The sequence below is a fragment of the Sphingopyxis terrae subsp. terrae NBRC 15098 genome, assembly GCF_001598815.1.
GTDB lineage: Bacteria > Pseudomonadota > Alphaproteobacteria > Sphingomonadales > Sphingomonadaceae > Sphingopyxis > Sphingopyxis terrae.
The window spans coordinates 1-10,161 of the sequence record NZ_BCZQ01000050.1; the positions used below are offsets into that span (position 1 = coordinate 1).

A 10,161-nucleotide genomic window follows, 5' to 3' on the forward strand; every position below is an offset into this window, starting at 1 on the left:
TCTTAGGCGTCACCTCAAGGTTTGTGCGCCAGACAACGATTTGGCGGACATAATGAGAACACTGGCTATGCCACGAGTTTGAAGCGGGCCATGGGATCGTTGAGGGTGCGGAACTCGCCAGGGGAGAGCCGGTTTGCCCTTTGCCACAGATAGTCGCCGGTCAAACTGATATGCACCCAGCCCATCGGCGAGAGATGGGCAAGCAGCGCATCATCGAAGGTGCCGCCGGATGATTGGAGATGCTGGGCGGCCCTGTCCATATAGACGGTGTTCCAGTAAGAAATCGCCGCGATCAGCAGATTGAGGCCCGATGCCCGATATTCCTGATTCTCGATCGAGCGATCGGTGAACCGCCCCTGTCGGTTGGTGTAGATCGCGGCGGCAAGGGTATGACGTGCTTCGCCTTTATTGAGGCCGGCCTGGCAGGCGCGACGCAAGTCGGGCTGTTCAAGCCAGTCGAGCGCAAATAGCGTCCGCTCGATGCGGCCGAGTTCGGCCAGCGCAAAATCCAGCCTGTTCTGGCGCTTGTAGGCGGCCAGCTTGCGCAGGATCGCGGAGGGCGCAACGGCTCCTTCCTTAATGGAGGCGACGATCCTGACGATGTCATCCCAATCGGCTTCGATCGCCGCCGTCTTGATCGTGCGGCCCATGAGGCTTTCGATGCCTTTGTAGGTCGAAGGCGCGGCGATCGAGCCGAGTTTCCGGTCGGCGATGTCGCGCAGACGGGGCACGAACCGGAAGCCGAGAAGATGGCAAAGGGCAAAGACATGGTCCGTCGCGCCGCCGGTATCAGTGTAATGCTCATGCAGCGGTAGCGCGCCGGCGCCGAGCATCAGGCCATCCAGCACGTAGGGGGCCTCGCCGGCGGTGGCCGACATGATCCGCGATCCGAACGAGGCAAAATGATCGGACAGGTGGGAGTAGATCTTCAGGCCCGGCTCGCTGCCATATTTCGCATTGATGTCGGCCGCCGCCGATCGGTTGCGGCCCGAGCGGAAGAACTGCCCATCGGAGGATGAACTAGTGCCGGCTCCCCAATGGCGCGTGAAAGGAAGATCATGGTGCGCGGCAACGATCATCCCCAACGCGGCCTGATAGTTTTCGGGCGACAAATACCAGTTGTGGGTCCAGGCAAGCTGGGCGTAGCTCACCCCGTCGCTGGCGTTGGCCATGCGCTCTAGACCCAGATTCGATCCATCAGCGAGAATGGCGGCGAGGATCGCGTGCGGGTTGTCATGCTCCTTGCCGGACCGAAGATCGCGAAATGCGCTCAGGAACCCGGTGCGCTCGGCCACCTCGACCAGGAGTTCGGTGATCCGCACGCGCGGAAGCAAGGCGTCGAGCCTGCGATCGAGAGCCTCCGCCTCGGGTGGAGTGATCGCCGGCATGGGTTGCAGCTTGAGCCGGTCGCGTTCGAGCGCCACGCCCGCGAGCCTGTTCGCCTTGAGTTGCTTGGCGAAACGGCGCAGCCGCCAGTCGAGCGTCCTTGCCCGCTCCTCCAGATAGGCGGCCGCATCGGTCTGGAATGGCAGGCTGTCGGCCACCTTATCGGCATCGCGTCGACTCAGCAAATAGGTGTCGAAGCGGCGATAATTGCGGGTTCCTTCGACCCATATGTCGCCGGCGCGCAACCGATCGCGCAGCGTGGCCATGATGGCCGTCTCGTATCGCCGGCGATCGACCTGGCCACCTTCGGTGATGAGGCGCTTCCACTGCCGGTTGGCGAATGGGAGCGGAACGCCCTCGGGCAGGCTGCGGGCCTTGCGGGCATTGGTATCGCGGATGACCTCGATGGCCTTGACCAGTTGCGATCCGCTCCCCGATGCCTTGAACGTGAATGTATCGAGGAAAGCCGGGCTGAACCGCCGCAGCGTCGCATAGCGACCAGTCGCCGCGACAAGCGCATCTTCGCCCGCCAGCTCGGCCAGCGCATCGACCTGCGATTTGGCTGCGACCAGTCTGTGCCAGCCTACCGCTTCGTCGATCAGTTCGAGCGGATTACCGCCATGTTCGACCGCCTCTCCCAGCGCGGCGATCGTCGCGCCGAACAGCCGCATAAGTTCGCCGACCGAGCGGATGCTGTCCTGATAGCGCCTTTCCCGCCCGCGCCGCGCCCGTGTGAACAGGCTTCCGACAAGCCTGTCGAACATCTGGATCGCACCATCGGCGAGCCTGGCATCGAGGTCGATGACCGCCGCGATCAGCGTCGCGCGGCGCCTGTTAAGGCTATAATCGGAGAGCAGGAACGCCGGCGCAACGCCACCTTCGCGCATGAACTGCGCGAACCGGAAGTCGGGGATTTTCGCGCCGATCGCCGGGTCGATGCCGATTCCGCGCACATAGCGTAGCCGTTCCAGCAGCCCGTTGATGTTCGCCGTGGTGGGCGCTTCCTCGAAATTGCGCAGCCAGGCCAGCGGCGTCATGCCGAAGTCGCTGTTGTTGACGATCAGATCATCGATCCGCGCCAGTTCGGCATGACCCAGGCTTTCGACAATGAGCGCCGCCGCGGCTTTGCGGGCGCGTGCCCTGCCGGCGAGGCCCGCACGTTCGAGCGTGTCTGCCGATGGAAGAATGAAGCGTTCCTGCTTCAGCCCCTCCATCAATGCGCGGACAATAGGTTCGCCCCGATCGGTCCGCTCCGCAGCTCTTGCGGCGAGATCGAGCGCGAGCGGTATATCCCCTCGCCGAAAAGGGTGTAGCCCCAGATGCCGTGCCGCAATGTCGGCATGATCGTTACGTGTTTGCGCGCGCTGGCCATAGTCGGCGAACGCATCAACATCGACGAAGAGCTGGGCGGCGAGATAGTGAAGGACCGCATCGGGGACGTCGACGTCGGGCTGCAAACCGAAGCCGGGATGCCGCATAAGCGCGATCTGCGTTGCCAGACCGAGGCGGTTGGCAGGGCGATAGCGGCGACCGACCAGTTCGAGATCCTCGGCGGCAAGGGTATAGTGGCCGACGATCGCGGTTTCGTCATGGGGGATATCGAACAGGCGACGCCTTTCTTCTCCGGTCAATAATCGCCGCCGCGCCATCCTGCCTCCATCCCGAGTCGAGAGCGACAGGCTAGCGTCAATCTGGAGTATAGCCTAACCGGACGTCAGGATGCAGCGGCGGTTTCTGTCAGGATAGGGTTATGGCAAGCATTTATTGACGCATGTTCCGCCGTGTCATAGAATTCAACCTGACATTTTGACCGGAGGCGGCGATGAAAGGCCAGAGGATCGGTTACGTCCGGGTGAGCACATTCGATCAGAATGTCGATCGCCAGTTGGACGGGCAGTCGCTCGACCGGATTTTCACCGACAAGGCATCGGGCAAGGACATCAACCGCCCCGAACTCGATGCCATGCTCGCCTTCGCCCGCGAGGGTGACACCGTCGTGGTCCACAGCATGGATCGATTGGCGCGTAATCTCGACGATCTGCGCAAACTGGTTCAGTCCCTCACCAAAAGAGGCGTCCGGATCGAGTTCGTGAAGGAAAGCCTGGCCTTCTCGGGCGAGGATTCCCCGATGGCCAACCTGATGCTCTCGGTCATGGGTGCGTTCGCCGAATTCGAGCGCGCCCTGATCCGGGAGCGGCAGCGCGAAGGCATTGCGGTCGCCAGACAACGCGGTGCTTATCGCGGGCGGAAACGTTCCCTCTCCGACGAAATGGTCGCCGAGCTGCACCGCCGTGTTGATGACGGCGAGCGCAAGGCCGTCATCGCCCGTGACCTGGGGATCAGTCGCGAAACCCTCTACCAGTATCTCCGCGCTGCCACCTGAGCCGGTTTCACCCAGCCTCGCTCACCCTTAGGCTTGTCTGATTGATACGACCAATGTCACGTCTCTTGAATTGCTTGAATCATATCAATGAGGATTGGAGGTCTCCTTCGTCAAACGAATGGCAAGAGCGCGACCGATTGCCGCTGCGGCGACTGGCTGGACGGCGCTTGGCGGAAATGGTGCAACCGAACTAGCATTGATCTCGCAAAGCGCATAGGAGCCATCGCTGATGGCTTCACCAAGGCGAAATAGGAAGTCGGCGTCCCAAAGAAGCGGAAGATCGTGGTCGGCGATCGACAGCAACCTTTGCATCTCTGGAATCCAGCGATCCTCCATCGCTTTCCGTAAGGCTGCGAAGCGCGTCACCTCCGGTCCGAACATAGCGCGGCCCATCGGCTGTGGGGTTGACGACGTTGTATCAATGGCCGTTGGCGTCATCAGCGCAGTGATCAGGTTGTGCCCAAAGCCAACCACTCGGTGCCCGCACACGTAGCAGCGGACCATGCCCTCGGACGACTGCGGCTGATAAGCCTGATCGATCAGCACGCCGCCGTCGTTTAGAAACGGCACCCACCTTTCCAAGCACTCGGCTAGGCTGATGCGCTCCGATTTGCTTCCTTGGCGGGCCTCTTGAACTTTCACCGACGTTTTCAAAGCCGGAGCGTTTCCCGCTTCGTCTAGTTGGACACGCCATACATTCCTGCCGCCGTTGCCGTAGTTCGGCTTCAGCACGCGCGGGCCTGCGGCAAGATGTTCGGGGAAACGAGCGCGAAGGCCTTCAGCGTCCACGTATCGATCGACATCGCTGCCCCATTCCATGGATCGCGTTGTGTAGAGCACTTCCTTGACGCCGATTTTGGCGATCACGTCAGGATGCGCGCTGACGACAACGCCGCACCCCGCGACTTCGCGCAGCATTGGATCGAGCTGCGAGCGGTCGCCTGAAATGTCCAACGGATTCACCCAGACCAGCACTGCGTCGCACGACAGCAGCTCGTCCCGAATCTCGCGAACCGCCTCGTCCCTGTACAGTACAGGCCTTGCGGTCGCCCCGAGCGCCCGCAAGGCCTGCATTATCGGCCACTGCCGGGCTTCATGAAAGCGATGCGTCCACTCGGCTGCTTGCCCACGCTAAAGAAGAGCGATGTTCGGGCCGGATGTCATTGTTGCATCTCCCCATCGGACCTGTCCCCTTTGTGGTCGCGAACTCAGGTGTCGCGCAGCAGTGGGTGTTAAGCCACGGCGGTCGGGTTCAGCCGCCGCCGCGCAAAGCCGCGGCATAGCGCCGGTCGACCACTTCCCAGTCGATGTTGCGGAAGAAGGCGTCGACATATTTGGCGGCGGCGGTGCCGTAATCCATGTGGAAACTGTGCTCGTACATATCGAGCGCGAGCAGCGGCACGCCGGCAATCGCACCGTGCATATGATCCCACGCCCAATGGTTGTGCAGCGAGCGCGTGTGGAGATTGTAGACGAGCACGCACCAGCCCGATCCGCCGGCAAGGCTCATCCCGGTACGGCGGAAGTCGGCTTCCCAGCGGTCGAACGAGCCGAACGCCGCGCCCAGCGCGTCGCGGATGGAACCGGCTGCCTGGCCGTTGCCGCCGAGCCCGTCGAAATAGACCTCATGGAGCACGACCGAGCCGGTGCGGTGCAGCTCCTCGCGCTTCAATCCGCCATAGACCACCGGCGGCAGGTCCGTGTCAGCGAGCGCGGCGGCAAGTCGTGTCTCGATCATATTCAGGGCCTTGACCGAGCCCGCATAATTGTTCTCGTGGTGCGATGTGATCAGCCTTTCGGAGAGGCCGTGAAGCCTGGCGGGATTGAACCTGAGCGGCTTGACCTGATGATTTCCGGCAAAGGCGGGGACAGCCGCCGGCGCTGCGGCCGGCGTCTGCGCAGAGGCTTCGTTGATAGTCATGGCGGCGGCTCCGATGCCAAGAGTTGCGATTGCACTGCGTCGGGAAAGATGGTCGATCGTCACGCGTCACTCCTTCAGATGATCATTACATATGCGGCCCCGAGGACCGAGCAGACGCCGAGCACCGGCAGCATGCCGGCCTTGAACCGGAACATGGCGAGTATCGCACCCACCGCGAGCGCCAGCGCCGGCCAGTTGACGGACGTTAGGACTGGGAGATCGATGGTGCCGGCTGCGAACGGCACTTCGCGGACTTGCTCGAACAGAGTGTGGATACCAAACCAGACCGCCAGATTGAGGATCACGCCGACCACTGCGGCGGTGATCGCCGAAAGCGCGGCCGACAATGCGCGGTTGCCGCGCAGCCGCTCGATGAATGGCGCGCCGGCGAAGATCCACAGGAAGCATGGCAGGAAGGTAACCCAGGTGGTGAGGATTGCGCCGAAGGTCGCGGCGACGAGCGGCGGCAGCCCGGTCGCTTCGCGGAAGGCCGCGAGGAAGCCGACGAACTGCGTCACCATGATCAGCGGCCCGGGCGTGGTCTCGGCCATGCCGAGCCCGTCGAGCATCTCGCCGGGCTGGAGCCAGCCATAGGTCTCGACTGCCTCCTGCGCGACATAGGCGAGCACCGCATAGGCGCCGCCGAAGGTCACCACCGCCATCTGGCTGAAGAAGGTGGCGATGCGGCTGAACACGTCGTCGGGGCCGAACGCGAACAGCAGCGCTGCGACCGGCCCGAGCCAGAGCAGCAGCAGGACGCCGGAGATGCGCAGCGACCAAGAGAGGTTCGGCCGGGCATGGTCGGGAAGGCCCTCGCCAAGAGCGGTGTCGCGGTCGTGGATTATCTCAGCGCCGGCGGGACCATGTCCGCCGCCGCCCTTGAATGCGGCGTAACCAGCGCGGCCACCGAAGAAGCCGATCAGCGCGGCGGCAAGCACGATCAGCGGGAAGGGCACGTCGAGCACGAAGATCGCGACGAACGCCAGCGCGGCAAAACCGCGCATGACGTTGTTCTTCAAGGCACGCGAACCCACCCGGACCACCGCCTGTAGCACCACCGCCAGCACGGCGGCCTTCAATCCGAAGAACAATCCCTCGACCAGCGCCACTTCGCCGAGCAGCACATAGACATAGCTGAGCCCTAAAATCGCGAGGAAGCCGGGCAGCACGAATAGCGCGCCCGCGACCAGGCCGCCCTTGGTCTTATGGAGCAACCAGCCAATATAGACAGCTAGCTGTTGCGCTTCAGGGCCGGGCAGCAGCATGCAATAGTTGAGCGCGTGGAGGAACCGCTCCTCGCCGATCCAGCGCTTCTCCTCGACCAGGATGCGATGCATCACCGCTATCTGGCCCGCCGGTCCGCCGAAGCTGAGCAGCGCGACCCTGATCCAGACGCGCACCGCCTCGCCAAAGCTGATGCCGTGCTCGTGCAGCGTCTCGACTGCGATTTCAGCGCGTGCGCTGGCCTCCATCTTTAGTCCTCTTTTCGCCGGGTGAAGTGAGCATAGAATCCGTCGAGCGCGGTCGATCCGCGCGCGATCCGCTCCTCGTCGTCGTCGGTGCCGGCACAGATGCCGGCGATAAGCGCGCTCACTCCCGGAGTTTCCGGGCGCTCGAACCGAGCATCGGCAATATCAAGGTCGTGAACAATTTCGCCGAGCGCCCGCAGCGCGGGGTCGGTCTCGAGACCGGTGAGGAACACCAAGGTCTCGAAGGAGCAGCGGTCGCCTTCGTGGGTGAACTCAGCGTCCGCCATGTCGAACCTCAGTTCGTCAGGCTCCGGCACATATCCTTTGCCCTCGACGAACTTGAAGCTCGCCTCGGGGTCGATGAAGCGGCGAATGAGCCAGGCGGACGCGATGCGATCGACATGGACATGGCGGCGCGTCACCCAAACGCGGCGCTTTAGCTCCGCCGGGGTCAGCTCGGGCGCACCGGGGCCGCTCACATCGGGATGTTGGTGAGAGCGGCGGTCCGCCTCGGTGATGGCGGCCTGTGCCGCCTGCCGACCATGCGCACCGAAAAAGTCGATCGCGGCGACCTCGTTCAGGCGTTTGCGCAGGCGGCCCACATCCGCCGCCGCGACATACTCGCCCTCACACAGCGCGCGCGCCTCGCGTGCCAACTCCTCATAGTCGGCGTCACGCGCAGCGTCGAACACTCCGCGCAGCTCCGCATCGCCCATGCCGCCGACAAGGCGCGCTTCGAGGATCAGCGCCTCGCCGCCATTTTCGGTGATCTCGCGATGCAGTTCTTCGAACAGCGCGCGCGTGTCCTCGCGATTGGGGAGCGCATGGACGGCGTTCTTGAGCGGCGCGGCCCCGATCGCCTGCAAACGCCGCCAGACCTTCACCCGCAAATAGGCAGGCTTAGCCGGAAGCTGCGGGATCAGGAGCAACCAAGGGGAAGCTTGTGTGTTTGTCATAGTTGTATCGTCACTAGCCTACAAGTGTAAGGGTTGCATCACAAGCCTCATGAGCATAGGACTGCTTATCCCGAAGAAAGAAACCGGAGCGCAATGTCGCGGCTCGCCGGCGGCGCGCTCGCATGACGTGAGGCTTTCCGTGTCGAGTGCGCTGATGAAGGATCAATTATGCTGAAAAAGACCATCGCCTTGGGATTCGCCAGCCTCCTGCTGGCAAGCCCGGCATGGGCAGCGCCGGACTGGTCGGCTGTCGACCGGGCGATAGGACGAGCGGGGGCCGAACAGCCGGGGGGCGTTCACCGCTACAGCTTCCCGCGTTCGGACCTGAGCGTCACGCTGGATGGGGTGACGATCAAGCCCTCCCTCGCGCTCGGCTCTTGGGCGGCGTTTCAGCCGATGGGCGACGAGGCGATGGTGATGGGCGATCTCGTGCTGACCCACGACGAGGTGAACCCCGTTTTGAGCCGCCTGCTCGCAAGCGGTTTTACGATCACCGCGCTCCACAATCACCTGCTCCGCTCTTCGCCTGCGACCATGTACATGCACATTGCCGGCCACGGCGACCCGGTGAAGCTCGCGGCCGCGCTCCGGCAAGCGCTATCAGCCAGTCGGACCCCGCTCGCCGCGCCGCAATCGCCTTCGGCCAGCGCAGCCGCATCGCGGCTCGACCTCGATGTGGCCGCGCTCAACCGGTTGATGGGCGGTGAGGGCAAGACGGCCGGTGGCATCCTCCAATACAGCTTTCCGCGCGCCGAGCGGCTGATGGACGGCGATATGGAGACTCCGCCGACGATGGGCACGGCGACCGCGATCAACTTTCAGCCAACCGGGGACGGCCGAGCCGCCATCACCGGCGATTTCGTACTTGTCGCAAACGAGGTCGATCCGGTCCTGCGCGTGCTGCGGACGAACGGGATCGAGGTCACGGCGCTGCATAATCATATGCTAAACGACGAGCCGCGGCTGTTCTTCATGCACTTCTGGGCCAACGACGACGCAGCCAAGCTCGCCCGTGGGCTGCGCGCGGCGCTCGACAGGATGAACAATCAGAGGAGTTGAACTCGGACGACGGCTCATTGGGCCGTAACCGCCGCCCGCCCGACCCCACGGCCCTTATGCAGGAAGTGGAATGGAACATGGCTAGCAAACGAACTCTCACTGTTGTCGCAGGCGTGGGCGCGGCCGCGCTGGCGATCGCGGGCGTGGCGATCGCGCAAAACCACGAGGCGAACGAAAACCGGATAATCGGCAAGCACAGCGAACGAGACATCCCGCTTGCTCAGGTGCCCGAGGCCGCGATGAACGCGGCACGCGCGCAACTCGCGTCAATAAGCAAAGCGGAGCAAGTCACCCGAAAGGCGGACGGAAGCACGCTCTATGAAATCAAGGGCAAGAACAGCGACGGAAAGACGATCGAACTGTTCGTCACGCCCGAAGGCCAGGTGCTCGGCCGCGAATGATGGATCAGCACGGGGCGCCGGCCGTCGAGGGCCGTGCGCCCCTTCCGAAATGATACTGCGGAATAGGAGACGAAAATGCGGCCAAGGCGATGGATATTGTTATGCGCCGCTTTGGCCGCCCTGCCTGATAGTGCGATCGGCCAAACCGAACCCGCGTCGGCGACGGGCTCGGCGTTGTTCGTAAGCTGTCAAGCGAATGAGCCGCGATGCGGCGCTTACCTCCAAGGCGTGCTCGACATGATGATCGTCGCGCGAAAAGCGGAATGCCGCGCTCCACGCTATGACCGATCGGCGCTGCGCGCGGCATATTTACGCTGGGCGGAGCAGAATAGCTATTTTATGAGTGTTCATATGGTGGCCGGAGCTGAACGCTCGTTAGCGAAGGCTTGGCCATGTCAGTAGCATCGTACCCCGCGGCGTAGCCTGCCCGGCGGCTGCCTTTGAGGGCAGGCGGAGCGTCCGCCTGGCGGTGAATTCCGCCAGCTCAACGATCCCATGTCGCGCCTCAAGCTCGCTAATTAGCCGATGTTCGCATTATGTCTGCCAAATCGTTGTCTGGCGCACAAACCTTGAGGTGACGCCTCTT

At 63.2% G+C, this 10,161-nt stretch carries 8 protein-coding genes and 1 pseudogene; 4 read left to right on the plus strand and 5 right to left on the minus strand.

Annotated elements, in window-relative coordinates:
• Positions 1-65: 65 nt before the first annotated feature.
• Positions 66-3,035: a Tn3 family transposase gene (locus STE01S_RS19200; RefSeq protein ID WP_082813446.1), complete on the minus strand. Its 2,970-nt coding sequence runs from the start codon at positions 3,033-3,035 to the stop codon at positions 66-68.
• Between the two features lie 173 nt (positions 3,036-3,208).
• Here STE01S_RS19200 and STE01S_RS19210 point away from each other — a divergent pair, with 173 nt between their 5' ends.
• Positions 3,209-3,769, plus strand: a complete 561-nt coding sequence (locus STE01S_RS19210; protein WP_017184234.1) for a recombinase family protein — start codon at positions 3,209-3,211, stop codon at positions 3,767-3,769.
• Between the two features lie 84 nt (positions 3,770-3,853).
• Here the strand turns inward: STE01S_RS19210 and STE01S_RS19215 are convergent.
• The 4 genes and pseudogenes from STE01S_RS19215 to STE01S_RS19230 all read right to left on the minus strand — a co-directional run.
• Positions 3,854-4,864: pseudogene (locus STE01S_RS19215) on the minus strand (Cj0069 family protein); the annotation flags it as partial.
• Positions 4,865-5,021: 157 nt separating this feature from the next.
• Complete coding sequence (locus STE01S_RS19220; protein ID WP_017184236.1) at positions 5,022-5,690, minus strand: superoxide dismutase; 669 nt, start codon at positions 5,688-5,690, stop codon at positions 5,022-5,024.
• A gap of 74 nt (positions 5,691-5,764) precedes the next feature.
• Positions 5,765-7,162, minus strand: coding sequence for a chromate efflux transporter (gene chrA / locus STE01S_RS19225; RefSeq protein ID WP_008603799.1), 1,398 nt, complete (start codon positions 7,160-7,162; stop codon positions 5,765-5,767).
• A gap of 2 nt (positions 7,163-7,164) precedes the next feature.
• Positions 7,165-8,115 carry a chromate resistance protein ChrB domain-containing protein gene (locus tag STE01S_RS19230; protein WP_025160483.1) on the minus strand — a complete coding sequence of 317 codons (951 nt, stop codon included), beginning with the start codon at positions 8,113-8,115 and terminating at the stop codon, positions 7,165-7,167.
• A gap of 168 nt (positions 8,116-8,283) precedes the next feature.
• Here STE01S_RS19230 and STE01S_RS19235 point away from each other — a divergent pair, with 168 nt between their 5' ends.
• The 3 genes from STE01S_RS19235 (at position 8,284) to STE01S_RS21080 (ending at position 9,977) form a co-directional block, all read left to right on the plus strand.
• On the plus strand, positions 8,284-9,174 hold the full coding sequence (locus tag STE01S_RS19235; protein WP_008603797.1) for a DUF1259 domain-containing protein: 891 nt from the start codon (positions 8,284-8,286) through the stop codon (positions 9,172-9,174).
• On the plus strand, positions 9,171-9,575 hold the full coding sequence (locus STE01S_RS19240; protein ID WP_228165648.1) for a PepSY domain-containing protein: 405 nt from the start codon (positions 9,171-9,173) through the stop codon (positions 9,573-9,575). Before STE01S_RS19235 ends, STE01S_RS19240 begins: the two co-directional genes overlap by 4 nt.
• A 75-nt stretch (positions 9,576-9,650) precedes the next feature.
• Positions 9,651-9,977, plus strand: coding sequence for a Rap1a/Tai family immunity protein (locus STE01S_RS21080; RefSeq protein ID WP_223178489.1), 327 nt, complete (start codon positions 9,651-9,653; stop codon positions 9,975-9,977).
• The last annotated feature ends 184 nt before the right edge of the window (positions 9,978-10,161 follow it).

What these genes read in the sequence shown, in the direction of transcription:
- STE01S_RS19235 (WP_008603797.1), top strand. Translation starts at nt 8,284, where the DNA reads ATGCTGAAAAAGACCATCGCCTTGGGATTCGCCAGCCTCCTGCTGGCA.
- STE01S_RS19230 (WP_025160483.1), bottom strand. Translation starts at nt 8,115, where the DNA reads ATGACAAACACACAAGCTTCCCCTTGGTTGCTCCTGATCCCGCAGCTT.
- STE01S_RS19200 (WP_082813446.1), bottom strand. Translation starts at nt 3,035, where the DNA reads ATGGCGCGGCGGCGATTATTGACCGGAGAAGAAAGGCGTCGCCTGTTC.
- chrA (WP_008603799.1), bottom strand. Translation starts at nt 7,162, where the DNA reads ATGGAGGCCAGCGCACGCGCTGAAATCGCAGTCGAGACGCTGCACGAG.
- STE01S_RS19220 (WP_017184236.1), bottom strand. Translation starts at nt 5,690, where the DNA reads ATGACTATCAACGAAGCCTCTGCGCAGACGCCGGCCGCAGCGCCGGCG.
- STE01S_RS21080 (WP_223178489.1), top strand. Translation starts at nt 9,651, where the DNA reads ATGCGGCCAAGGCGATGGATATTGTTATGCGCCGCTTTGGCCGCCCTG.
- STE01S_RS19210 (WP_017184234.1), top strand. Translation starts at nt 3,209, where the DNA reads ATGAAAGGCCAGAGGATCGGTTACGTCCGGGTGAGCACATTCGATCAG.